At 47.0% G+C, this 22,935-nt stretch carries 23 protein-coding genes; 15 read left to right on the forward strand and 8 right to left on the reverse strand.

Annotation, left to right across the window (positions count from 1 at the left end; genetic code table 11):
- Positions 1–574 precede the first annotated feature (574 nt).
- From CBX96_RS04250 to CBX96_RS04270, 4 genes are all read left to right on the forward strand, one after another.
- On the forward strand, positions 575–1,597 hold the full coding sequence (locus CBX96_RS04250) for an IS110 family transposase (RefSeq protein WP_109285829.1): 1,023 nt from the start codon (positions 575–577) through the stop codon (positions 1,595–1,597).
- 822 nt (positions 1,598–2,419) lie between these two features.
- Positions 2,420–2,728, forward strand: a complete 309-nt coding sequence (locus CBX96_RS21745; protein WP_109285831.1) for a DUF6980 family protein — start codon at positions 2,420–2,422, stop codon at positions 2,726–2,728.
- 255 nt (positions 2,729–2,983) lie between these two features.
- On the forward strand, positions 2,984–3,961 hold the full coding sequence (locus CBX96_RS04265; protein ID WP_109285832.1) for a transposase: 978 nt from the start codon (positions 2,984–2,986) through the stop codon (positions 3,959–3,961).
- A 626-nt stretch (positions 3,962–4,587) separates the two neighbouring features.
- Positions 4,588–5,028 (forward strand): hypothetical protein, encoded by a 441-nt coding sequence (locus CBX96_RS04270; protein WP_109285833.1) that lies wholly within the window; start codon positions 4,588–4,590, stop codon positions 5,026–5,028.
- Positions 5,029–5,342: 314 nt separating this feature from the next.
- On the opposite strand, the gene ylqF is transcribed toward CBX96_RS04270, so the two are convergent.
- Positions 5,343–6,284: a ribosome biogenesis GTPase YlqF gene (ylqF, locus tag CBX96_RS04275; RefSeq protein WP_109285834.1), complete on the reverse strand. Its 942-nt coding sequence runs from the start codon at positions 6,282–6,284 to the stop codon at positions 5,343–5,345.
- A 136-nt stretch (positions 6,285–6,420) separates the two neighbouring features.
- Positions 6,421–7,260, reverse strand: a complete 840-nt coding sequence (locus CBX96_RS04280; protein ID WP_109285835.1) for an isopenicillin N synthase family oxygenase — start codon at positions 7,258–7,260, stop codon at positions 6,421–6,423.
- Positions 7,261–7,636: 376 nt separating this feature from the next.
- Between CBX96_RS04280 and CBX96_RS04285 the strand changes: the two genes are divergently transcribed.
- Complete coding sequence (locus tag CBX96_RS04285; protein WP_109285836.1) at positions 7,637–8,542, forward strand: bifunctional methionine sulfoxide reductase B/A protein; 906 nt, start codon at positions 7,637–7,639, stop codon at positions 8,540–8,542.
- Positions 8,543–8,637: 95 nt separating this feature from the next.
- Here the strand turns inward: CBX96_RS04285 and hemB are convergent, their stop codons facing one another.
- Positions 8,638–9,636, reverse strand: a complete 999-nt coding sequence (hemB, locus tag CBX96_RS04290) for a porphobilinogen synthase (RefSeq protein WP_109285837.1) — start codon at positions 9,634–9,636, stop codon at positions 8,638–8,640.
- 375 nt (positions 9,637–10,011) lie between these two features.
- Here hemB and tsaB point away from each other — a divergent pair, with 375 nt between their 5' ends.
- From tsaB to rnd, 7 genes are all read left to right on the forward strand, one after another.
- Positions 10,012–10,722: a tRNA (adenosine(37)-N6)-threonylcarbamoyltransferase complex dimerization subunit type 1 TsaB gene (tsaB, locus tag CBX96_RS04295; RefSeq protein ID WP_109285838.1), complete on the forward strand. Its 711-nt coding sequence runs from the start codon at positions 10,012–10,014 to the stop codon at positions 10,720–10,722.
- Between the two features lie 143 nt (positions 10,723–10,865).
- Positions 10,866–11,174 carry a hypothetical protein gene (locus tag CBX96_RS04300; RefSeq protein ID WP_109285839.1) on the forward strand — a complete coding sequence of 103 codons (309 nt, stop codon included), beginning with the start codon at positions 10,866–10,868 and terminating at the stop codon, positions 11,172–11,174.
- The gene (locus CBX96_RS04305) at positions 11,167–11,874 is read left to right on the forward strand and encodes a M50 family metallopeptidase (RefSeq protein WP_023265577.1); all 708 of its coding nucleotides are present in this window, start codon (positions 11,167–11,169) and stop codon (positions 11,872–11,874) included. The genes CBX96_RS04300 and CBX96_RS04305 overlap by 8 nt, the downstream gene beginning before the upstream one ends.
- A gap of 130 nt (positions 11,875–12,004) precedes the next feature.
- On the forward strand, positions 12,005–12,817 hold the full coding sequence (locus CBX96_RS04310; protein WP_109285840.1) for a class I SAM-dependent methyltransferase: 813 nt from the start codon (positions 12,005–12,007) through the stop codon (positions 12,815–12,817).
- Between the two features lie 21 nt (positions 12,818–12,838).
- The gene (locus CBX96_RS04315; protein ID WP_011717316.1) at positions 12,839–13,705 is read left to right on the forward strand and encodes an alpha/beta hydrolase; all 867 of its coding nucleotides are present in this window, start codon (positions 12,839–12,841) and stop codon (positions 13,703–13,705) included.
- Positions 13,706–13,904: 199 nt separating this feature from the next.
- A complete protein-coding gene (gene fadD, locus CBX96_RS04320) occupies positions 13,905–15,578 on the forward strand; it encodes a long-chain-fatty-acid--CoA ligase FadD (RefSeq protein ID WP_086904114.1) in 1,674 nt (557 codons plus the stop codon).
- 71 nt (positions 15,579–15,649) lie between these two features.
- Positions 15,650–16,759: a ribonuclease D gene (gene rnd / locus CBX96_RS04325; RefSeq protein WP_181382146.1), complete on the forward strand. Its 1,110-nt coding sequence runs from the start codon at positions 15,650–15,652 to the stop codon at positions 16,757–16,759.
- Positions 16,760–16,921: 162 nt separating this feature from the next.
- On the opposite strand, the gene minE is transcribed toward rnd, so the two are convergent.
- Genes minE through minC form a run of 3 tightly spaced genes read right to left on the reverse strand, consistent with a single transcriptional unit; the run spans position 16,922 to position 18,684 of the window.
- Positions 16,922–17,179 (reverse strand): cell division topological specificity factor MinE, encoded by a 258-nt coding sequence (gene minE, locus CBX96_RS04330; RefSeq protein ID WP_011622938.1) that lies wholly within the window; start codon positions 17,177–17,179, stop codon positions 16,922–16,924.
- Positions 17,180–17,181: 2 nt separating this feature from the next.
- Entirely contained in the window at positions 17,182–17,991 is an 810-nt protein-coding gene (minD, locus tag CBX96_RS04335) for a septum site-determining protein MinD (protein WP_011717313.1), read from the reverse strand.
- Positions 17,992–18,018: 27 nt separating this feature from the next.
- A complete protein-coding gene (gene minC / locus CBX96_RS04340) occupies positions 18,019–18,684 on the reverse strand; it encodes a septum site-determining protein MinC (protein WP_011622936.1) in 666 nt (221 codons plus the stop codon).
- A gap of 123 nt (positions 18,685–18,807) precedes the next feature.
- Between minC and CBX96_RS04345 the strand changes: the two genes are divergently transcribed.
- The 3 genes from CBX96_RS04345 to CBX96_RS04355 are packed head-to-tail and all read left to right on the forward strand — an operon-like array spanning position 18,808 to position 20,610.
- Positions 18,808–19,086, forward strand: a complete 279-nt coding sequence (locus CBX96_RS04345; protein WP_089067656.1) for a YcgL domain-containing protein — start codon at positions 18,808–18,810, stop codon at positions 19,084–19,086.
- A 24-nt stretch (positions 19,087–19,110) separates the two neighbouring features.
- Positions 19,111–20,112 carry a lytic transglycosylase domain-containing protein gene (locus tag CBX96_RS04350; protein WP_109285841.1) on the forward strand — a complete coding sequence of 334 codons (1,002 nt, stop codon included), beginning with the start codon at positions 19,111–19,113 and terminating at the stop codon, positions 20,110–20,112.
- A gap of 57 nt (positions 20,113–20,169) precedes the next feature.
- The gene (locus tag CBX96_RS04355; protein ID WP_109285842.1) at positions 20,170–20,610 is read left to right on the forward strand and encodes a YcgN family cysteine cluster protein; all 441 of its coding nucleotides are present in this window, start codon (positions 20,170–20,172) and stop codon (positions 20,608–20,610) included.
- A 207-nt stretch (positions 20,611–20,817) separates the two neighbouring features.
- Here CBX96_RS04355 and CBX96_RS04360 read toward each other — a convergent pair whose 3' ends face one another.
- Both CBX96_RS04360 and CBX96_RS04365 read right to left on the reverse strand, forming a co-directional pair.
- Positions 20,818–21,318, reverse strand: a complete 501-nt coding sequence (locus CBX96_RS04360) for a peptidylprolyl isomerase (RefSeq protein ID WP_086904117.1) — start codon at positions 21,316–21,318, stop codon at positions 20,818–20,820.
- A 45-nt stretch (positions 21,319–21,363) separates the two neighbouring features.
- Positions 21,364–22,839, reverse strand: a complete 1,476-nt coding sequence (locus CBX96_RS04365; RefSeq protein ID WP_109285843.1) for a DEAD/DEAH box helicase — start codon at positions 22,837–22,839, stop codon at positions 21,364–21,366.
- Positions 22,840–22,935: the final 96 nt, after the last annotated feature.

Raw genomic sequence — 22,935 nt, forward strand, 5'->3', positions numbered from 1 at the left:
TGCATACCAACCTTCGTTACATTGTCAGAGCCGCTACTTTATTCAGGCTCCTAGGTTCATCTGGTGATACAGATGGTTCACTCATTAAGCGGTGAACAGCACTTCATACGACTTCACGTCGCACGCCCCATTCCGTGTTTCGGCTCGTTAGCTCAACCGAAAATTCCCACACCTGCTGCGATACATATTCTTATCTATTTGCCTATGTTTGGCCTTACCAGAAATCGGCTAAGAATGTATGGGTATACAGTCGTATTTAAATTTAGGTATTTTGGTATGATTTTTAGACAAAATCAGTGCGCACTAATTCCATCCGAAATAAATAAAACTCTATAAAATCAGGTGAATATAGTAACTGAATTTTAGTTAATAGGTTTGGAAAACGCGCATGCGCGTTTTTCCAGATGGATTACTTATATGAAAAGCGGCAGAAAGCTGATAACTTCTTTGCATACAGATAGTTAACCGTGCGCGTTTTCACTGGTCTAACGTGATAAACGCGCATGCGCACTAATAAAATAATGAAATGGACACCCCTTCTATACTGAGGAAGTCAGTTTAAAAGGAGACCGTCATGAGTGATATTTATACAATCGGAATTGATCTAGCAAAGTCTGTTTTTCAATTATGTGCGTTTGATAAGACAGGGAAAAAACTGATTAATAGATCACTAAAAAGAAATCAAGTCATTAAATTTTTGAGCAATATTGCTCCTTGTCTGATTGGAATGGAAGCATGTTCTAGTTCTCATTATTGGGCACGAGAAATAAAAAAGCTGGGTCATGAAGTCAAACTCATGCCACCTCAGTATGTTAAGCCTTATGTAAAAACAAATAAGAACGATATGGCTGATGCTGAAGCGATTTGCGAAGCAGTTCGCCGCCCCACGATGCGATTTGTTTCAGTTAAAAGTGAAGAGCAACAAGCTTTATTGCTGCTTCATCGAGAAAGAGAAGGTGTAATCAGAGACCGTACCGCATTAATCAATAGAATCAGGGCAAGCCTTCAAGAATTTGGTGTTAGTGTTCCTGCAGGAAGATTTCAGCTAAGAAAATGGTTTAGAGAAGGTTTTAGCTTGGTCGAGCATAAGTTGCCAAAGCTGCTAGTTGAGCACATTAGTTTAATGCAAACACGTTTGAGGGAGCTCGAACAGTATGCAGAATATTTGGATAAGCAGATAGATCTCACGAGTGAAGTCAGTGATGAGTGTCAGAAAGTAAGACAGATCCCAGGTGTTGGTCGCTTAACATCATCCGCATTAATTGCCAGTATTGGTGATGCAAAAGCGTTTTCATCAGGGCGTCAGTTATCCGCTTGGATGGGGTTAGTACCAAGCCAGCACTCTAGCGGAGGTAAGTCACTACTGCTAGGTATCAGTAAGCGAGGAGATACCTACTTAAGACGCATGTTTATCCATGGTGCTAGAGCGGTGATTAGGCATTTAAAAGAAGGAAAACCGTTCTTTGAATGGGTAACCTCGTTGCTCAAGAGAATGCATAAAAATAAAGTGATTGTAGCATTAGCAAATAAACTGGTTCGTATCTCTTGGGCCATATTAGCCAAAGAAGAAAGTTTTAGCGTAGGACGAACCTATTAAGTAAATAAAAGTACATCCAGTTTTGCTAAGTGAAAGCAAGTGATGACAAGACAGGTTAGACCGTGACTTGGAAACTCTGTGCCTAACATCGTTTCTTAGAAAACGATAAAATGATTAGAGCCAAGTCAGCGAAGTTCATCGGGGATCAAGAGCGAGTCTCTTACAAGGAATCCGAATAGATGGCTGCAAAACCACATTTGTTATCGGTTGATTTTTCTTGCAAAAAATGGGGTGTCCATAGATGTTAAAAGCCTCTAGGAACTATGGCTCGAAGAAATGAATTAGGAAGTATAGCTAGTGGATTAATCGGCTCTTTCAATAGCCGAAATAATGATGTGGATGGCTATTGGGGAATTGGGAAGCTACACAAGTTTGTCGAGAATGCTTCTAAAAAGGAAGTGTCAATCGAACTGCTATCAGAAAGCATCAAGCCTGAAACCAATGAGTTCGACTCGCTTATCAAGTTTTATCGAAATAGGCTAGAGGCTCACTTGAAGGCTAGGTCAATTCCCAGATCTTGGATAGTTGCAGTAGAGTTTACCGCGTTATTCGAGACTGAATATGAAAAGAAGCACCACTATTGGCGCTCCGGTTTAGGTAAGCCTTACAAGTTAAAGTGCGATATCCTAGATGACAATGGTAGGCACCATATTGCATATGCATACAATAATAGTCGGCCACATGACCCTAAAAGAGAGACAAGGAGCTGTCGTTAAGTCGGCTTTTAACAAGCAGCAACGAACTGTCAAACCTGTCACTCAAATTGCTGCGCAATTACGTGCCAGCTTTGCCAGCCGCAGTGCTGGGCGTTAAGTGACGTTTATGAACAAGCATTGTTGCAGAGACATGGAAGACGCAATCACATTAGATTGTGATCAACATATAGATGTACTCGAATGTCCTGATGTATTGGTTAGCTACATTCCAAAGTTCGATGAGTATGGGTTAATTATCCACGATGGTGGCAGTTCGTCGTTAGAGATACGGTTTTGCCCATGGTGTGGTTCGAAGCTGCCGGAGTCGAAAAGAGAGGCGTGGTTCGACAGGTTGGAAGAGCTAGGGGTCGATGATCCTAGTGAACAAAACATACCAGAGGAGTTTGAAAGTGATGCGTGGTATCGCAACACTTAACAAGGCCAGCCAGCATCGCTCCCTGCGGTCGCTGGACCTCGTTTCACTCGGCCGCTGCTGGCGGCGTTATGTTTATCGGAGGAATGATGCCTGAATATGCTTTATTAAATAATGTTGTCGACTATATGGAAGAGCATGGTCATACATATAAAACCGTTCATCTCGATATAGACTAAAACATAGACACCCAGCCTTAATAGCGCGGAAGTAAACCTCCTACTATGCTTTGGTTAAGCATTGAACAAGGAGGTTTGTATGCCGCGCCCTCGCCGAACTCAGATAAGTCTTGAAGACACACCTTATTACCATTGCTGTAGCCGCGTTGTTCGGCGGGCATTTTTATGTGGTGATGATAGTTACTCGGGTAAAAACTACGACCATCGCCGTGGTTGGGTAGAGTCATTATTGTTTGAACTTGAAGCGGTTTTTGCAATTGATGTAGCTGCTTATGCGGTGATGTCGAATCATCTGCATTTGGTGTTGCGGGTGGATATCGAGACTGCCAATCGCTGGACTGACCGCGAAGTGCTTGAGCAATGGCATAAGTTGTTTAAAGGCGATGAATTAACGCAAAAATTCGTTAAAGGTGAGTTGGTTGAGGCGCATCAGGTCAATCGATTAAAGCATTCAATCGCCCTTTATCGTAGTCGTTTGTGTGATATCTCATGGTTGATGCGCTGCCTTAACGAACCGATTGCAAGACAAGCAAATCAAGAGGATAACTGTACAGGTCGTTTCTGGGAGGGGCGATTCAAATCGCAAGCTCTACTCGATGAAGCTGCGGTATTAGCCTGTATGGCCTATGTTGATTTGAATCCGATTCGAGCGCAACTTGCTGATACACCAGAACAATCCGACCATACCAGTATCCAATTACGTATTCGGGCCGCATTAAAAGGTGAGCAGCCCAGCAATCTCCTGCCTTTTATTGGTAACGAGTGTGACGACCAAGCCAATGGCATTGCGTTTTCATTAATGGATTACCTTCAATTGGTGGATGATTCCGGCCGAATCATTCGCAATGATAAACGTGGACACATCAGTGAAAATAGCGCCAAGATACTGACAAGATTAAATATTCCCCATGACAATTGGCTCAAGCTGACCACCGAGTTTGGCAAGCTATTTCATGGTCCAGTGGGCACTCTGCAAGCACTAAGCGATTATTGCGAACATCTCGAAAAGCGACGACGGCATTTTGCGTCAAGCTGCCAACACTTTAACAGTAACTGACAACGGCTTATATCACTTCAAAAGCCACATTCAGAACACATTCCAAGCACTATGGGCCAATTTACCTCATCTGAAATGCTCCATTTTTTAAGGAATTAGCGTAATTTTTTGCCTTAGATGCTGTCTCCGCGATTGTTGATGGTCCCTATTTAAACCATTTTAACTCGGACAAGTTGTAGGCAAACATAAAGTGCATTATGTTATTGATTTATATTGGGTGGCTAAATTTATTTGAGTTTATTTCGTCATTAAAGTGTGAGGGTTATAGCATTAATCAAAAGTTTACTGAGTCAGAAGATAACCGCGGCCTAACGCAAGTTGCACAATAAAGGCACTTAATCGCAGGCAAGTTTCTTAACGTGGAACACGTTAATCCAAGGGCTTTTGTTCGGATTAAGGCTGCGTTTTATGGTTCTACCGAGTTTGTTGGAGAGGCGCAATTAACAACATGCGTGATGTCAGACGGATAAATCGGCTGCTGATGGATGTCGCTGCTCTGGGATATATGCCTAATTTTTTATCCCAACTATTTCCACTTTTAGTATTTCATCCCTAGGTGGTATGGGCACCAACGGGGTTTATCCGTATCTTTCCATGGACATTTGGCCCATTCTAAGGGAGGTATTATGGCCGAAATTAATGCAATATCTGAGGAAATACACAAAGAACTCGAACACTTAGCCGAAAAAGGACTCGCATTACTCAGTTTGACGGAGACGACTCCACCGCAGGAGATAGTGGCAGCCATTACGGAACTGACGCGTGACTATCGGGCAAATCAACGAATGATGGATGATGATGTACTGTACGCACTCGGTGCCTTACTTGGCTGGCAATATGTGAGAGGGCTCAACTGGCACTGGGGCTCAGTCGTGTGGGACTTTGATGAAGCCAACGGCGCCATTGGGGTATTAAATCACGATAACTCCTTGTTCAATAATCCGATTGGCTGGATGGATAATATTATGGCCTCGGAGGGTGGAGTGCCCTTTATGTTGAGTTACAACATGATAGCCGCAGGCCAAGCCCCAGTGTTCGAAGCCAATAGTGCTTCTGGTTTGTACTGATTGAATGGCCCCTAAGCATAAATGGCTTAAGGCTTATATTGTGGCTAATAGATGCTTGCCCACTTCACAGTTAATTTTGCTGTAGATTGAGTGAGATTGTTCAGCCAACCATGAATACGTGGGAGCAAATAAAAAGCCAGCGCTGAGATGGCGCTGGCTATACGTCAAGCAGGGGCTGTGAATACATTCTGCTGTGCGATAATTCTTAATATAAATAATGACTTTTAATCTAAATCATCACTTTTAATCTAAATCATCACTTTAATGAGTCACTTTAGTCCGCTATTGAGGGTTAAAGTGATTAAACACAGCGCTTAAACGTTATGTCGTTTACCTGAGCGTTTCAGTTTTTCCGCTTCTAGCTTAGCGGCTTTCTCGGCGGCTTTTTCTGCCAGAATGCGTTCCACTTCGGCTTTCTCGATTTCGGCCATCGCTGGCGTTTCGAGGGATAATAGGCCAATTCGACCTGAGCGGTAATCGTGTAACACGACTTCCGAGGCTTTATGTAAATCGATGCGACCACCGGGACGCAGGGCACCGCGTTTACGGCCGATTTCTTCGAGTAACGCCATATCATCCCTAGGTAATTCGCTGATGTTATAACGCTCGCAAATTTCCTTCGGGTACGCCTTTAAGAAATAACCTGCGGCAAACAGTGCCACATCTTCGTATTCCATGGCGGTATCTTTAATGGCACCCGTGACGGCGAGGCGATAGCTACTGGCTTCGTTATCGACTTTAGGCCATAAAATCCCTGGCGTGTCCGAGAGCACAATGCCATTACGTAGGTTAATACGTTGCTGGCTTTTAGTGACGGCGGGTTCGTTACCGGTTTTAGCGATAACACGACCGGCTAAGGTATTGATAATGGTGGACTTACCCACGTTAGGGATCCCCATGATCATAGTGCGAATGTCTTTTTCGGTCTTATCGCGACTCGGCACTAACTTACGGCACAGATCCGGCAGCATTTTCAGCATCCCCGGTTGCAGTGTAGTAATCGCAGTGGCTTTGACCCCTTGTTCACGCTCAAGGTATTCAATCCATTGGGCGGTGATCTCAGGATCGGCTAAGTCGGATTTATTCAGTAGCTTAATACAAGGTTTGTCGCCGCGAAGCTTTGACACCATGGGGTTTTCACTACTGTAGGGAATACGGGCGTCCAGCACCTCAATCACCAGATCGACCTGAGGCATAGCCTCTTCGATCTCTTTGCGTGCCTTGTGCATGTGCCCCGGATACCATTGAATTGCCATGATAGCGCCTTGTTCTAAATGACCTAAAGACGCTTATTCTACCTTGAAGGCGACGAATGTCATAAAAAAAGCGCCCGAAGGCGCTTTAATTGCTTAATCTTGATGCGAATTTGAGCATCTATTGCTTGGGGCTGAGTTAAAGTACGCCCAGTTCGCGCAATCTTTCCATTAAGTAGCTGTCGGCGGTATAACGCTCAGACAGTACGACCGCAGGATTTGGGTGTAAGAATAAGGGCAGCGAAATACGCGACTTAGTCTTATCCGTGCCTTCAGGGTTAATCACGCGGTGTGAGGTCGATGGGAAGTAACCGCCCGAGGCTTCCTGCAACATATCACCAATGTTGATGATAATGTTGCCAAAATCACTTGGCACATCTAACCAAGAGCCATCTTTGGCTTTGACTTGCAGCCCTGGCTCGTTGGCCGCGGGCAGCACAGTGATAAGGTTAATATCTTCGTGGGCCGCAGCGCGGATAGCGCCCATTTCCTCATCGCCCGTCATCGGAGGGTAATGCAGAATGCGCAGCAGAGTTTTGTGGCTGTCGGCAATCATTTCTGGCAGCGGGATAGAGAATTTGGCTTTAACCTCGTCTGGCGAGTAGGTTTCAATCCACTCTAACAGTTCAGAGGCCAGCGCATTGGCTTTTTCATAGTAGGCCAGAATATTGGCACGCAAAGAATCTGGAATACGACCCCAAGGGTACACGTGGTAATACTCTTTGATGTCTTTAACCGTGTGACCTTTTGCGGTTTCAGAAATCGACGCGGGGAAGAAGCCATCGTGGGTTTCACGATTGAACATAAACTCGTTCTTAGCGTCAGATTTGAAAAAGGCTTGCCACTCAGCGTAAATGCTTTCGACCAGCTCTTTATCGATAGGGTGGTTAGAGAGCACACCAAAGCCCGTTTCACGTAGGGATTCGACAAAGCGTTTGGCGCTATCGGCTGCGCGATAATCAATGGTTTCTAATTTCATATTGTTTCTACTTGTTATATATGGTTGTTAACCAAACACTTTCTAAGGATAAAGGTAAGGAGTCATTGCCACTTATCTCATTATCGGTATGGTGCGCTAAGCCCTAGTGCAAAGCGGCCAAAATAGAAAGCATTTGGGTAGAGAATTGACCCGCAGCAAGTGTAGCTTTGCACTCTGCTTGGTGCAAACACTCAAGAGGATGGACTGAGATTACTGCTGAATTTTCCTCCAGTTATTTAAGCAATGGCTCAATCAACAGGATTTTATCGACTAAAGCGGCTACTATGCCAAAAAGCCAATTCAGGCCGAGGCGCAATAAACCTAAGGAATAAACGGTCCTATGCGGCGAATACCTTAGGAGCTAAAGGAGACTTTTATGAACAAACTGACTGATTTTGAACGCTATGTCATAGAAGAAAAGGGCACAGAACGTCCCTTTAGCGGTGAGTACTATAAACATGACGCCAAAGGCGTGTATTTGTGCAAAAAATGCCATGCGCCTTTGTATCGTTCAGAAGATAAGTTTAATGCCCACTGTGGTTGGCCAGCCTTCGATGATGAAATTCCGGGCGCAGTGAGTCGCCATGTCGACGCCGATGGTCGCCGTACCGAAATCGTCTGTAGTCAGTGTGGCGGTCATTTAGGCCATGTGTTTGAAGGGGAATATTTAACGCCGAAGAATATTCGTCACTGCGTTAATTCTGTCTCCATGGTGTTTCAAGCGGCCGATGAAGCGGCTGCATCGACGCATAACACAGCCTTTGCCACCTTTGGCGCGGGCTGTTTTTGGTGTGTTGAAGCGATTTTTAAGAGCCTTAAGGGCGTGCTGAACGTCAGCTCAGGTTACTCGGGCGGCGAGGCGAGCGATGCCGATTATAAGTCGGTGTGTTCGGGATTAACTGGGCATGCCGAAGTGGTGCACATCGAGTTTGACCCCGCGCAAATCAGCTTTACAACGCTGCTGCAGGTGTTATTTGAGAGTCACGATCCCACCACGCTTAATCGCCAAGGCAATGATAAAGGGCCGCAGTATCGCTCCGTCGTCTTTGCCCACGATGCGGCGCAGATTGAAGAGACTAATGCCATGATTGCCAAATTAACCGAGGCAAGGGTATTTGATGCGCCGATAGTGACCCAAGTGGTGGCTTTTGAGTCATTTTATCCCGCTGAGGATTACCACAATGACTATTTCGCCCTGCATGGCGAGCAGCCCTATTGCCAAATTGTGGTGCGGCCAAAGGTTGAAAAGATCAGAGCCATTTTTGCAGAGCTACAAGCATAGGCTTAATGTGCGACCAAAATGACGGATAAAAAACGCCACCGATTAGGGTGGCGTTTTCGTTAATTGCTTGCCTTATAGGCTGAAGACTCAGTGCATTAACGGGATTGCGCTAACCACTCGGCATATTGTTTTGCGTAATAACTAACAATTAAATCGGCGCCGGCACGCTTTAACCCGATAAAGGTTTCGGTGACGACGGCGCGCTCATCGAGGGCGCCCGCCAGGGCGGCAAACTTAATGCCGGCATATTCGCCGCCGACTTGATAAGCCGCTAAGGGAAGGTGGGTTTCTTGTCTTAGGCGACTTAACACATCCAAATAGGGCGTGCCGGGTTTCACCATCAAAATATCCGCGCCTTCCTCTTCATCGAGCAGCGCTTCGAGCAAGGCTTGGCGACCATTGGCGTAATCGAGTTGGTAGCCTTTACGGTTTCCACTAAGTTCACAATCCACCGCGGCCCTAAAAGGCCCATAGAATGATGAGGCGAATTTGGCTGCATGGGCCAAAATGGCAATGTGTTCAAAGCCTGCCTCATCCAGTCCTTGGCGAATGGCTTTAATCTGGCCGTCCATCATCGCCGATGGCGCCAGCATATCGGCTCCGGCTTTGGCGGCGGTAATGGATTGTTTGACTAAGTTAGCCACGGTTTGATCGTTACAGACTTCGTCATGGTGCAATACGCCGCAGTGTCCGTGGTCGGTATATTCACAAAAACAAATATCGGGGATCAGCATCATCTCTGGCGCGGCGGTTTTGATGGTGCGGATCATCCGCGCGAGTAAGCCATTGTCATCCCACGTGTCGCTGCCCTGCGCATCTTTGGTGTGTGAAATGCCAAAGGGCATCACATAGCGGATCCCTAATGCGTAAAGCCTTTGAATTTCATCAGCAAGCGCACTCTCGGGCAGACGGCTGATCCCCGGCAAGGTTGAAATGGGCACGGCTTGGGTGATGTGCTCTTCGATGAAGAGTGGGTGAACCAAGTCGCTTAGGGAAATCTGGGTTTCACGCACGAGGTCACGCATCGCTTCTGTGCGGCGTAGGCGTCTTAAACGGCGAAGGGGTTTAAGGGGATTATCTCTGGTACTGCTCATTGAATTTCCTTATTAACAGTGTAAAAGCATCACGCGAAGCTTCGCGTCAAGGGGAGAGAGTTAAAACGATGCTTAGGACGTGCCTGTTGCTTTGGTGAACTTGATTAAGTGAGACAAAAGCTTCAGCACTGTTTGCTCTGACCTAAAATAGGGCAAAAGTTTCCCAGTATTTGGACAAAGGCAGAAGAGGTTGTTGAGTTAGTGATGGCGATCACAAACCCAGCGCTAAGCTAATCGATCTATTAGCCGCTGTTTTTAAGCCTTTGCTTTCGATTATTTGATGTTATCATTTGCGCCAATTTACACTTGGTATAGTGCAGGATTTCGATAAGTCGCTATTCGTCTGCTCAACTATACCCACAGCGCGGTTTTTATATGACAACACCCCAAGACTCTGTTTGTATTCTCGCCCTCGACACTTGTACCGAAGCTTGTTCGGCTGCCCTGTATTATCAAGGACAGGTTTTTGCTGAGTTAGCCGATGCGCCTCGGGAGCATAGTCAGCGGTTATTGCCTATGGTTGAAGCCGTATTAAAACAAGCCAATGTCGGCTTAGATAAACTGGATGCCATTGCCTACGGCCGTGGGCCAGGCAGTTTTACGGGGATCCGTATTTGCACCAGCATGACTCAAGGTTTAGCCCTAGGGTTAGACTTACCCGTTATCGGCATTTCAACCTTAGCGGCCATGGCACAAATGGCGATTGCTGAGCACGCTGCCGAGCAAGTGCTCTGTTGTATCGATGCGCGCATGGGAGAAGTGTACTGGGGCCAATTTGTGGCTGTCGATGGTATTGCCACCTTAATCGGTAAAGAGGTAGTGAGCGCGCCAGAGCAGGTTGAGCTGACATTCGATCTTAACAAAGCGATTGTAGGCTGTGGTACGGGGTTTGATGCCTATCCCGAGTTATTAGCGTTAGGCAGCGGGATTACCACCTTAGCGGCGGTGAAGTATCCCGATGCCCGTGCCATGTTAGCGCTGGCCGAAGCGGGTATCAAAGTGGGATTAACCACCAGTGTCGATGAACTTGAGCCTGTGTACCTACGTGATACTGTGACATGGAAAAAGTTACCGGGACGTGAATAAACTGTTCATTCTTCCCTGTGATACGTTAGAATCTAGATTGTCTGCATGGGTTCTCGATGCAGACATCAATTCTTAGTTAGGCATCCGTCACAACCGCCTAGCAAGGTTAACCAGGGTAAATAGGATATAAACTGGGCATTTTGATGCAGGTAAATTCGCTTCAAACTAGTTTGACACAAGCGGTTGCGAGTAATCGCCCCGCGATCATACAGGGAATGTCGCCCACGGAAGCGCCGCGCCCTGTGATTGAGCTCGATGCGGTTTCAGCTTTAGCCCTTGATGATACCGATGAAGGATCATCACAAAACCTACAATCTAGACTCGGTGCCCAACTCGAATACGAGCAAAGTACCCTAGGACATCAAGGGGCTATCGCCCAATACCTACAAACGCAACATGCCGCCAAACGTGAAGAGATTCAGCAGATGGTGGGTGTGGATATTTATGCCTGATAGTGCGCCCGTGTCTTCTCAATCCCGTTTAACTCCTCGTTTAACTGGCGGTCTTCCGAGCCGCGGCTTGTTTATTATCGAACTGATGCTGGCACTCATATTGACGCGCATTCCTTACCTGAGTGTGCCTTTTAAGTGGTTAGAGAGCTATTTCCACGAGTTGTCCCATGGGATAGCGACAGTGCTTAGTGGCGGTATAGTGAGTCATATACAACTCTTTCCCAATGGTGCGGGTTTTTGCTTTAGCCAAGGTGGCTCGCCACTGGTGATTGGATTTGCTGGCTATTTTGGCGCAGCCTGTTGGGGATACCTTATTTATCTGCTAGCAACGTGGCCTAAGGGCATTCGCCTAAGCTTTGCGTTTTTAGGCGGTTTAGTGGTGTTAAGTGGCCTACTATGGGGGCGAGATTTACTGACCTTAGCCATTTTAGCAGTGCTGACGATTGTGTTGTTACTGCCGTTAAAACTCAGCAAAAATAAAATCCTCACGCAATTTTTACGCATTATCGGCCTGATGATCATGCTCAATGCGCTGGCAAGCCCGACGGTATTGCTCGGGCTCGAAGGGCAGGGCGATGCAGTGCTGCTGGCCGAGCGTTCATGGATCCCTGCGTGGATTTGGGTCGCCATTTGGCTATTTTGCAGTATCTGCGCCTTGTTTATGGCGTGGCGGCGGGTGGACTCAGCCACGTCTCGCTAATCTATGGCGGCATCCTGTCGCTGTGACTTCACAAATATTTACAGCCTAAATGGTCAACTTGTGTGGCTAATTCTTGGATTTTTTTATATTGGCTGCTAGCTTAAGCCTTCGGTATCCAAGGAGAATTATTATGAAAAAAGTCACACTCGTCGCCAGTATGCTGATTGCTGGTTTATGTTCAGGTATTGCCTATGCCGATGAAGGCTTAGATAAGGCCATTAAGAGCGAATTTCGCCAAGCGAAAAACGCCAGCCGCGATATTTATCGTCATCCCGCAGAAACCCTCACATTTTTTGGTATCACCCCGACCCAAACCGTCATTGAACTCTGGCCAGGTAATGGCTGGTACACTGAAATCCTTGCTCCTTATCTTGCGCCTAAGGGGCAGTATATTGCCGCCAGTTTCGAAACGACCCCCAGCACCGACACCCCAGGTAATCGCTATCGCGCCAATGCGGGCGTGAAATTCGATACTTGGATGACGGCCAATAAAGCCTTATTTGGTAATGCGAAAATGGTGGTTCTCGACCCTCCGGCCAAGATGAATTTAGGTGCTGATGGCAGTGCGGACTTGGTATTAACCTTCCGTAACTTACATAACTGGGCCTCAAGCGATCAGCTCGAAAACGTGTTTGCCGCCTCCTATAAAGTGCTGAAAAATGGCGGTGTGTTTGGCGTGGTCGAACATAGAGCCAATAAAGGCATGAATATGAGCACGGGCTACATGGACCAAGACGAGATGATCGCGCTGGCCAAAAAAGTGGGTTTTACCTTAGCCGAAAGCTCAGAAATCAACGCCAATCCGAAAGACACTAAGGACTACGCAAAGGGAGTCTGGACGCTGCCACCTTCGTTTGCCTTGGGCGATACCGATAAGGAAAAATACCAAGCAATTGGTGAGAGTGATCGCATGACGCTCAAATTTATCAAAAAATCGCGCTAATCACCTGACATTAGAGGCAATATGTGGCAATCTTTCGCCCCCAAAAATCAAGTCGAGTTTGTATTACCCCATATCAAGCTGAGTGGTCGATTGTGGGGAGCGAAAGATAAGCCGTTATTGCTCGCGTTACATGGCTGGTTAGACAATGCGAACAGTTTTGAGCCTCTCGCTGAGTATTTGCCTCATTATCAGATACTTGCCATAGATTGGCCCGGTCATGGCTTTTCAGCGCATCGGCCGGGACATTATCCATTGCATTGGATTGACTATTTATACGATCTCGATGCGTTACTGGCGATGTTGCCGCAAAAGCCGTTGGCCATTATAGGGCATTCGTTAGGGGGCATTATTGCCTCGGCGTATACCGCTACCTTTCCTGAAAAGGTCAACAAACTGATTTTGATTGAGGCGCTAAGCCCATTGTTTGAGTCGGCGACTCAAGCGAAAACGCGGCTGCGAAAGAGTTTTTATCAGCACGAGAAGTTTTTAGCGCAAAAGCATAAACAGCTAAAAGTCTACGACAACATGGACACCGCAGTAAAAGCCAGAGTGCACTTAACGGGGCTGGCGGAGCCTTGGTGCCGCTTGTTACTCGAGCGCAATATGCAACCTACCACCGATGGTGTTGCGTGGCGCAGTGATCCAAGATTAAGGCTCGACTCGCCCATGCGGCTGACCTTTGAGCAGGTCGATGCATTGATGCAGCATATTTCGGTCTCGACCTTATTAATCTGCGGTAAACAGGGCTTTAGCCAGTTACAGGCGGCGCTGCCTAAGGCGAGGAAATGGTTCACACATTTGTCGGAACATATGCTCGAGGGCGACCACCATGTGCACATGGATAACGCCAAAGGGGTCGCGCACTTGATCCAGCAGTTTGTCGAATAATCGCTTTTGCTTACATAAAAAAGACGCTAGGTTTTTTGTTTTTTTTATGTGATGATGATCAAAATTAAAACGCCCGTATGATTTATGCGGGTCAATCAATAACAATAAAATGTAAGTCGGTATTTTAACTCGGTATTTGTCGAGTATTGACGGTAGTAGGGATACCGTGTCCGCAGTTGTGGGGATTTAGGAGAAAGTAGTGGATCAGCCTTGGATTAATCATTTGCCAAAAGATGTACCTGCTGAGATTAATGCGGATCAGTATTCATCGCTCGTCGATATGTTCGAGACGGCGGTGGCCAAATATGCGGATCAACCGGCATTTATCAACATGGGTGCCACGCTAACTTACCGTAAACTTGAAGAACGCAGCCGTGCGTTTGCCGCTTATCTGCAAAATGAATTAAAGCTACAAAAGGGTGACCGTGTCGCCCTGATGATGCCGAACCTGCTGCAATATCCCATTGCGCTATTTGGTATTTTACGAGCGGGCATGGTGGTGGTGAACGTTAACCCGCTTTACACTCCCCGCGAATTAAAGCACCAATTAGTCGACTCTGGCGCTAAGGCCATTGTGGTCGTATCAAACTTTGCCCGTACCTTGGAAGAAGTTGTTGATCAGACACCAGTTAAAAGTGTGATTATCACCGGGCTTGGGGATCTGCTGAGCGCGCCAAAACGCACCTTAGTTAACTTTGTGGTCAAGTACATCAAAAAACTGGTGCCTAAATACGATTTACCCCATGCACTTTCAATGCGCGAAACCCTCTCAAGAGGGCGCAGAATGCAGTATGTCAAACCCGTTATCACGGGTGATGACTTAGCCTTTTTGCAATACACAGGTGGAACGACTGGGGTGTCAAAGGGCGCCATGTTGACCCACAGAAACGTGGTCGCAAACGTATTACAGGCCAATGGTGCCTATTCACCGGCACTGCGTGATGGCAACGAATTTGTGGTAACAGCCTTGCCGCTTTACCATATTTTTGCCTTAACAGTGAACTGCTTATTGTTCTTACATAAGGGCAGTCAAAACCTGTTAATCACCAATCCGCGGGATATTCCAGGCTTTGTGGCCGAACTGAAAAAATATCCTTTTACGGCGCTGACAGGTGTTAACACCCTGTTCAATGCGTTAGTGAACAGTAGCGATTTTGCGGAACTGGATTTTTCTCGCCTAAAATTATCCATTGGTGGCGGGATGGCAGTGCAAAAGGCTGTGGCCGATAAATGGCAGAGCATCACTAAAACCCGCTTACTCGAAGGTTATGGCTTAACCGAAGCGTCGCCGCTACTCACTTGTTGCCCCTATAACTTAGACGGTTACAACGGTTCTATCGGTTTCCCTGCGCCATCGACACTCATTCAAGTACGTGATGATGCGGGTAATGTGTTGCCACAGGGCGAGACAGGTGAGCTGTTTGGTAAAGGTCCACAGATCATGAAAGGCTACTGGCAGCGTCCAGAGGAAACAGCCAAAGTGATCGATAAAGACGGCTGGCTTGCCACCGGTGATATCGGCAATATGGATGAACAAGGCTTCTTCTATATCGTCGACCGTAAGAAAGACATGATTTTGGTTTCGGGCTTCAACGTCTTCCCCAATGAAGTCGAAGAAGTGGTTGCGTTACATCCTAAAGTGATTGAAGTGGCCGCCGTAGGCGTGCCAAATGACGCCAGTGGCGAATTAGTGAAGGTGTTTGTGGTGGCAAAAGATAAATCTTTAACCGCTGACGACATCATTAAGCATTGCCGCGCGCATTTAACGGGATATAAAGTACCGAAGCTGGTAGAATTTAGGGACGAGTTACCTAAAACCAACGTGGGTAAGATCTTGCGACGAGAACTTCGAGACGAAGTGAAGCGCGCGTAAGATTGAAGCCGGCAATGAGCCGGCTTTTGTTTTTATGGACGGTGCTTAACCCACAGGAACTGGAGAAGAATTTGTCAGTGTTTCAGTATGTGAGCGACGAAGCGAGCCTCAATGCCCTCGTCGCTCAATATCAACAGAGTCCGCTGCTCGTATTAGATACCGAGTTTGTGCGCACACGTACCTACTACGCTAAGCTTGGCCTCATTCAAGCCTATGATGGCAAAACCTTAGCCTTAATTGACCCGGTTGCGCTGCCAGATCTCAGTGCATTCTGGTCTTTGCTGGATAATCCCAACATCATCAAATTGGTGCATTCGTGCAGCGAGGACTTAGAAGTCTTTGCCCACTATGGTCAGCGTCAACCTACGCCTTTGTTCGATAGCCAAATCGCAGCCTCTTTATGTGGCATGGGCCATGGCCTAGGTTATGCCAAGTTAGTTGAAACCTGCTTAGGTGAAGTGATTGATAAAGGTGAGTCGCGCACCGACTGGATGCGCCGCCCCTTGACTGAGGCGCAGCTGAGCTACGCCGCGAACGATGTGTTGTATCTATATCAACTCTATCCGCAACTCGCCGACAAGCTTAAGGCGCAAGATCGCTTAGGCTGGCTGTATGAAGAAGGCGAGCGGATGACAGAAGGGCGCTTAGCTGCGCCAGATATAGATACTGCGTACCTGAGAGTGAAGAATGCCTTTCAGCTTACTGAGCATCAATTGGCTTACCTTAAAGTATTGGCGAAGTGGCGCTTAGAAAAAGCCTTAGCGCGGGATTTAGCCTTAGGGTTTGTGATTAAAGATCACGGCCTGATCGCGCTAGCGAAGAAGCAGCCTAAGAGCATGGGCGATTTGCTAAAACTGAACGATTTGACCGAGCAAGAGAAACGCATTCACGGTAAAGATATTTTACGGGTGATGCAGACCGCGGATTTAAACAATCCGCCAGAGTTAGTGGATGTCTTAGCGCTCAAACCTGGCTACAAATCGGCCTTTAAGAATATTAAAACCTGCTTAACTGAACTGTGTGAGCAGCATGCCATCCCGATGGAGATGCTGGGCTCTAAACGTCATATTCATGAGTATTTACAATGGCGTTGGGATAAACAGCAGGGTGAGTTACCAACGGTCTTAAGTGGCTGGCGTGGACACATTGCCGCCGAGTCGTTGGCAAAGCTTGAAGTCTAATTTGAGGGCTGATTAATACATCATCAGCAGTAATATTGAGGTCTTGGCGTGTTGTTAAGGCCTTTCTCTCTTATATCAAGGCTTAGCTTATTTCGCTTAAGATTCGACAAACACGCAGCAGAAAGCGTCATCCCCGTGATGAGGATGACGCCAACGCTCGACTTATCTGTCAGGCAGTGTGACGTTAAGTTCGAGTACCGACAGGTTATCGTCGTTCTGATCTAACTGCACAGAAACTTGATCATCAGAAATATGCACATATTTGCGGATAACGGCGATAATTTCTTGTTTCATCTGTGGAAAATAATCGGGGGTATCCCGTTGTCCACGTTGATGGGCCACAATAATTTGTAGTCGCTCTTTTGCCATTACCGCAGTGCTAGGCTTTTTCTTGCTTTTGAAATAGTCGAGTAAAGACATAATTAGCTACCAAATATCCGTTGTAAGAAACCTTTTTTCTCTTCCGTAATGAAGCGTACTGGCACATCTTCACCCAGTAAACGCGCGACCGTATCACTGTAAGCCGCACCTGCATCACTCTCTTGATCGATAATCACAGGCACACCCGAGTTAGAGGCCTTGAGTACAGATTGTGATTCAGGGATAACACCAAGTAATTCAATGGCAAGGATTTCTTTTACATCGTCAACACTTAACATTTCGCCCGATTTTACGCGACTCGGCGAATAACGAGTCAGCAGTAAGTACTCTTTTATCGGCTCTAAATTCAGTTCGGCGCGGCGCGACTTGCTCTGCAGCATGCCCAGAATACGGTCAGAGTCGCGAACCGAGCTCACTTCAGGGTTGGTGGTCACAATAGCGATATCGGCAAAATACAGTGCCATCATTGCGCCTTGCTCAATCCCTGCGGGAGAGTCACAAATAATAAAATCAAATTCTTTCGCTAAATCATCGAGCACACGACCCACGCCTTCTTTGGTCAGTGCATCTTTATCGCGGGTTTGCGATGCAGGCAGTACAAACAGTTTTTCACAGCGTTTGTCTTTAATCAGTGCCTGATTTAAATTGGCTTCGCCGTTAATTACATTGACAAAGTCATAGACAACGCGGCGCTCGCAGCCCATGATCAAATCTAAGTTACGTAAACCAATATCGAAATCGATAACAACAGTTTTATGCCCTTGTATTGCAAGTCCAGTTGCAATCGCCGCACTGGATGTGGTTTTACCAACACCACCTTTACCTGAAGTGACAACAATAATTTGTGCCATGTTTCTCTCTATCCTTTTTTATGCCATTTAGAGGGGCAATGATTCAACGATAAGCGACTCGCCATTTAAGCGAATGCAGCCGCTTTTATCTGAGCTATGTTGTTGTAGATTTTCAGCGAGCCAATATTGCCCTGCTATTGAAACTAATTCAGCCTCGAGGGAATGGGCGATGATCACCGCGCTGCTGTCGCCGGCCGCGCCCGCCATGGCTTTTCCTCGTAATGCGCCATAAATATGAATGCTACCATCGGCGATGACTTCAGCGCCATTACCTACGGCACCAAATATGATTAAATCGCCATTTTTTGCATAGACCTGCTGGCCTGAGCGGATATTTTGCTTCAAAACCTTCGTTTGACGAGGCGCGGGTGGAGGTGTCACGCTTTGTTTGCCCGCCTTGACGATGGCAAGTCCTAGGGTTTTGGCTTGATTACTGAGAGCGATGGTTGCCCCGGTGATCCCGACGATAACTAACTGGCGGGAAAGTAATAACTCTTTTAAGCCATGTAAATTGAAATCGTTATCTTGGATGGCGCTGAGGTTGACGACTAAAGGGGCACCCAGAAAAAATTGAGGGGCTTGTGCCAATTTGCTATCTAATTCAGCCATGACAGCATTTAAGTCGCTGCTATTGATATGAAGCACTGAAAGAGTAAAAGAAGCGCCTTTTAACTCTAAGCTAGGTTTTGACATCCCGGCACTATTCTCCAGAAATCATCAGACGGTTCGCTGATTTTACAATTAAATTACTAGGCGACCATGTTATAGTGTGCCCCATTGACTGGCAAGTTTGAACTATTGGATATTTATACTCTTATGCTATGTGCGGTTTATAAAAGTAGTCGAAAGGCTGAAACTTATTTATTTGTGAACAAAAGGGACTGCTTTGATGATGTTCCCCAAGCGCTGTTGGATATGTTTGGCGTGCCTCAGTTAGTGATGGTGTTCCCCATCGCTAAGCGTGAATCCCTCGGTATCGCCGATATTCAAAAGGTCAGAGCAGCACTCGAGGAAAAGGGTTTTTATTTACAAATTCCGCCACCGCAGGTTAATTTATTGGCCGAACACAGAGAAAGTCTTGGGATTAAAGACTAGCCCATAAACTGCGGACAAAGGTATATGCCAAAGACCCTCCTTAAACGCGTTGCAGCATGTACATTGATTTTCTTGCCCTTGATAAGCCATAGCGCGCGAGGGCAAGACGCTTCCTTCAACGATTACCTCCTTAAGCTAAAACAAGAGGCAAGTGCCCAAGGCATTAGCCAAGCGACGATCAACGCCGCTTTCCCGCAGATAAAACGCTTTAAAAAAGCCAATGTGGCCGCAGCGCCAAGCCAATCTAAAACCCTTGAAACCTATTTGCCAGAAGTCGTTCCAGAATGGAAGGTGGATACGGCGCGCGTGCTCTTTAACGAGCATGAGGTGCTATTGAGCAATATTGCTGATAAGTATCAAGTGCAGCCGCGGTTTTTAGTGGCGCTCTGGGGCTTAGTGTCTAACTTTGGTGATGCGTCGGGGGATTATCCTGTGCTGTCTGTGATGGCGTCGTTAGCCTTTACGGACGAAGATACGGCGCGTTACCAGCGGGAGTTTATGGCTGCGCTTTCCATCATGGATAAAGAGCATCTTAAGTTTGAAGATCTTAAAAGCAATGACAAAGGCTTTATGGGGCAAACCCAATTGCTTCCGAGTGAATATTTAGCCTACGGCCAAGATGGCGACGGTGATGGCAAAAAAGACATTTGGCACAATGTGGCCGATGCCTTTGCCTCTGCCGCGAACCTGCTTAAGCAGCAGGGCTGGAATGGGGAGGATACCTGGGGACGTCAGGTTCAAGCACCGGTGGATCTGAAGGCCGAGTTTATCGGACTCAATCAATCCCAAACCTTAGCCAAGTGGCAACAGCTAGGTGTCAGGCGTTTCGATAATACGGATTTACCGAATCGTGAGGATATTCACGCTTCGCTTATCATGCCCGACGGTGCCAAGGGCCGAAAATATTTGGTCTATGGCAATTACCGCGCCTTAATGCACTGGCAAGCGGTGAATTATTTAGGCGAGGGCGATTATTTTGGCATCTCTGTGGTGCATTTATCGGAGAGAATTAAGACTCCCCAGTAAATTGGTGTAAAATGGCCCGCATTAAGCGGGTTTTTTATTATGAAGATAAGCGTAAACATGGCATTTTGGCAGAATAAAGCGTTAACCGAGTTGACATCGCAGGAGTGGGAGTCCCTCTGCGATGGTTGTGGTAAGTGTTGTTTAAACAAGTTGATCGATGATGAAACTGAGGAGTTGTATTACACCAATGCAGCTTGCCTATTGCTCGATCATCAAAGTGCCAGCTGCAAGCATTATAGTGACCGTTTTAGCCATGTTCCCCAATGTACTGTGATCACACCGCAAAACGTCCATGAACTGACGTGGTTACCCGATAGTTGTGCCTACCGTCGTTTAGCAGCTGGTCGAGAATTGCCAAGCTGGCATCCATTACTCACTGGCTCTAAAGAAGCTATGTACCTTGCGGGGATGTCGATTCAAGGCAAAGTGGTGGATGAGCGCAGGGTTAAAGATATTGAAGATCATATCGTGCTGTGGCCGCTGAAAGATCTAGATTAACGCTATTACAGCAGCGTTTGTCTCTAATAACTGACGTTAATAAACAAAAAGGAGCAACTAACCATTGGGTTGAGTGCTCCTTTTTTCTCTCTAGGCTTTAAAACCAAAGTTTTATCTATCAAGGAATTGCGGTGTTATTGCTGGTCACAGCTAAGTAACGCCACACTCTCCCTCGATTAGATAAAGTAACTTATTCAACGAGAATGACTATTTTTCAACAATAGTTACTTTTTCGATAATAATCGGCTCACGGGGCACGTCCTCATGGCCTGCAACACGGGTGGTTTTTACGCCTTCAATTTGCAGCACGACCTCGAGTCCCGCGGTGACTTTACCAAATACCGCATAACCCCAACCGTTGTTGGTGGTTGCCGTGTGGTCGAGGAACTCATTGTTGGCCGTATTGATAAAAAACTGCGCGGTCGCCGAGTGCGGTGCATCGGTACGGGCCATAGCGATAGTGCCAAACACATTCGATAGGCCTTTGTTGGCTTCGTTGACAATCGGCTCGTGGGTGGGCTTTTCCTTCATTTTGGCGGTAAAACCACCGCCTTGGATCATAAAGCCTTTGATCACTCGATGGAAAATCGTGTGTTCATAAAAACCTTCTTGGCAGTAGCGGATAAAGTTTTTGGCGGTAACGGGCGCGCGCTCCATATCGAGTTCGATACTGATATCACCGAGGTTGGTTGTAAAAATAATCGTCATATTTGCTTCTGCTATTTTGAGTTAATTCGTTAATAAACTGCTAATTCACTTAGTGCTTTTGTGCCAAGGATTTGCCTGGGGTTCGGTATCCCCCTGCGGCTTGATGCTGTTTTGCCATGGATTAGCTTGCAGTGGATTCGCAGGGCGGCTATCTGAGTAAGCACTTGAGTGAGTACCTGAGCGACTATCCGTCCCTGTCTTTGGGGCCTTAGGCGCAGGAGTCGTTTTGGCACTGCGATGCTTCTTGGCTTGTGTCGCCTCAAAGGTGCCCGGCTTGCCACTCGAATAGGGGCGGGGTTGAGCACTTGTGTCGGCGGGTTTATGGGGTTTACGCTCTGTTGTCGATGCCGATTTAGGCACAAAATCGAGTATGGAAATCGGCACGACTTTTTTCGGCTCAAAGCCTGCTATCTCCCTGCGTACGATAACATGACCTAAGCGGCGCTCAATGGCGCATAGGTTTCTGAAATCATCCTTAGAAACAAAGGAAATCGCTTCACCTTGGTTACCCGCACGTCCGGTACGGCCAATGCGGTGAATATAGTCGTCGGCTTCATCGGGTAAGTCGTAGTTAATCACCCGCGCTAAGGCATCGATATCAATACCGCGTGAGGCGACACCCGTAGCGACCAAGAAGGAGACTTTCCCCGCTTTAAAATCGATAAGCAGTTGCTCACGCACCGCTTGGCTACGACCACTGTGAAAAGCCTCCGCAACAATGCCACGCTTTTCTAACTGGCTAACCAATTTGGCGGCGCCGTGTTTGGTTTGGATAAAAATTAACGCCTGTGACCAGTTATTTTCTTGGATCAAATGACTCAGCAACGCTGACTTTTTATCTTTATCGACCGTGGTCAACCATTGGTCAATATGAGTCGACGCCGCGCTCTTACGGCTGATTTCAATTTCGATGGCGTCCGGAATAGCGGATTTTGCCAGCGCTTTCACCTGTTTTGATAAGGTGGCTGAAAATAAGAGATTTTGTCTCTGCTCAGGCAGCTTTTCGATGATGCTATTAATGTCTTCGATAAAGCCCATATCGAGCATGCGGTCGGCTTCGTCGAGCACCAATACTGAGACTTCATCGAAACGGATGGCCCTTTGGGTATACATGTCGAGTAAACGCCCGGGTGTGGCCACCAGTAAATCGACGCCTTCAATCAGCCGTTTCTTTTGCGGCGCGGCGTCGACACCACCGTACATCGCCATGGCCGTTAAAGGTAAATACTTGGCGTATTGGTTGATATTTTCTTCGACCTGAAGCGCTAACTCACGCGTGGGGGTGAGTATGATGGCGCGCACTCGCTTAGGGCGGATCTTGGGGGCATCGGCGAATCTGTGTAGCAGCGGCAGCACAAAACTGGCGGTTTTACCTGTGCCCGTTTGCGCCGCGGCAAGCACATTCTTGCCCGCTAAAATGCTGGGAATGGCCTTTGTCTGTATCGGCGTGGGGGTCGTGTAACCCAGTTCAGTCACCGCTTTGACAAGCGCGCTGTGTAATCCAAGTTGGGAGAATGGCATTGAGAGTCTCAACTAAATGATTTATTGGCAAACTGTAAGCCTGAGGCGAACAGCGAAGCAGGTAGCTATTATAGCAGTAGCGATAGTGGAATAGGG

This window comes from Shewanella sp. BC20 (assembly GCF_003129585.1).
Taxonomy (GTDB): Bacteria; Pseudomonadota; Gammaproteobacteria; order Enterobacterales; family Shewanellaceae; genus Shewanella; species Shewanella seohaensis.

Coding starts and splice junctions, on each gene's coding strand:
- CBX96_RS04250 (WP_109285829.1), top strand. CDS start 575: ATGAGTGATATTTATACAATCGGAATTGATCTAGCAAAGTCTGTTTTT.
- CBX96_RS21745 (WP_109285831.1), top strand. CDS start 2,420: ATGAACAAGCATTGTTGCAGAGACATGGAAGACGCAATCACATTAGAT.
- CBX96_RS04265 (WP_109285832.1), top strand. CDS start 2,984: ATGCCGCGCCCTCGCCGAACTCAGATAAGTCTTGAAGACACACCTTAT.
- CBX96_RS04270 (WP_109285833.1), top strand. CDS start 4,588: ATGGCCGAAATTAATGCAATATCTGAGGAAATACACAAAGAACTCGAA.
- ylqF (WP_109285834.1), bottom strand. CDS start 6,284: ATGGCAATTCAATGGTATCCGGGGCACATGCACAAGGCACGCAAAGAG.
- CBX96_RS04280 (WP_109285835.1), bottom strand. CDS start 7,260: ATGAAATTAGAAACCATTGATTATCGCGCAGCCGATAGCGCCAAACGC.
- CBX96_RS04285 (WP_109285836.1), top strand. CDS start 7,637: ATGAACAAACTGACTGATTTTGAACGCTATGTCATAGAAGAAAAGGGC.
- hemB (WP_109285837.1), bottom strand. CDS start 9,636: ATGAGCAGTACCAGAGATAATCCCCTTAAACCCCTTCGCCGTTTAAGA.
- tsaB (WP_109285838.1), top strand. CDS start 10,012: ATGACAACACCCCAAGACTCTGTTTGTATTCTCGCCCTCGACACTTGT.
- CBX96_RS04300 (WP_109285839.1), top strand. CDS start 10,866: ATGCAGGTAAATTCGCTTCAAACTAGTTTGACACAAGCGGTTGCGAGT.
- CBX96_RS04305 (WP_023265577.1), top strand. CDS start 11,167: ATGCCTGATAGTGCGCCCGTGTCTTCTCAATCCCGTTTAACTCCTCGT.
- CBX96_RS04310 (WP_109285840.1), top strand. CDS start 12,005: ATGAAAAAAGTCACACTCGTCGCCAGTATGCTGATTGCTGGTTTATGT.
- CBX96_RS04315 (WP_011717316.1), top strand. CDS start 12,839: ATGTGGCAATCTTTCGCCCCCAAAAATCAAGTCGAGTTTGTATTACCC.
- minE (WP_011622938.1), bottom strand. CDS start 17,179: ATGTCTTTACTCGACTATTTCAAAAGCAAGAAAAAGCCTAGCACTGCG.
- minD (WP_011717313.1), bottom strand. CDS start 17,991: ATGGCACAAATTATTGTTGTCACTTCAGGTAAAGGTGGTGTTGGTAAA.
- minC (WP_011622936.1), bottom strand. CDS start 18,684: ATGTCAAAACCTAGCTTAGAGTTAAAAGGCGCTTCTTTTACTCTTTCA.
- CBX96_RS04345 (WP_089067656.1), top strand. CDS start 18,808: ATGCTATGTGCGGTTTATAAAAGTAGTCGAAAGGCTGAAACTTATTTA.
- CBX96_RS04350 (WP_109285841.1), top strand. CDS start 19,111: ATGCCAAAGACCCTCCTTAAACGCGTTGCAGCATGTACATTGATTTTC.
- CBX96_RS04355 (WP_109285842.1), top strand. CDS start 20,170: ATGGCATTTTGGCAGAATAAAGCGTTAACCGAGTTGACATCGCAGGAG.
- CBX96_RS04360 (WP_086904117.1), bottom strand. CDS start 21,318: ATGACGATTATTTTTACAACCAACCTCGGTGATATCAGTATCGAACTC.
- CBX96_RS04365 (WP_109285843.1), bottom strand. CDS start 22,839: ATGCCATTCTCCCAACTTGGATTACACAGCGCGCTTGTCAAAGCGGTG.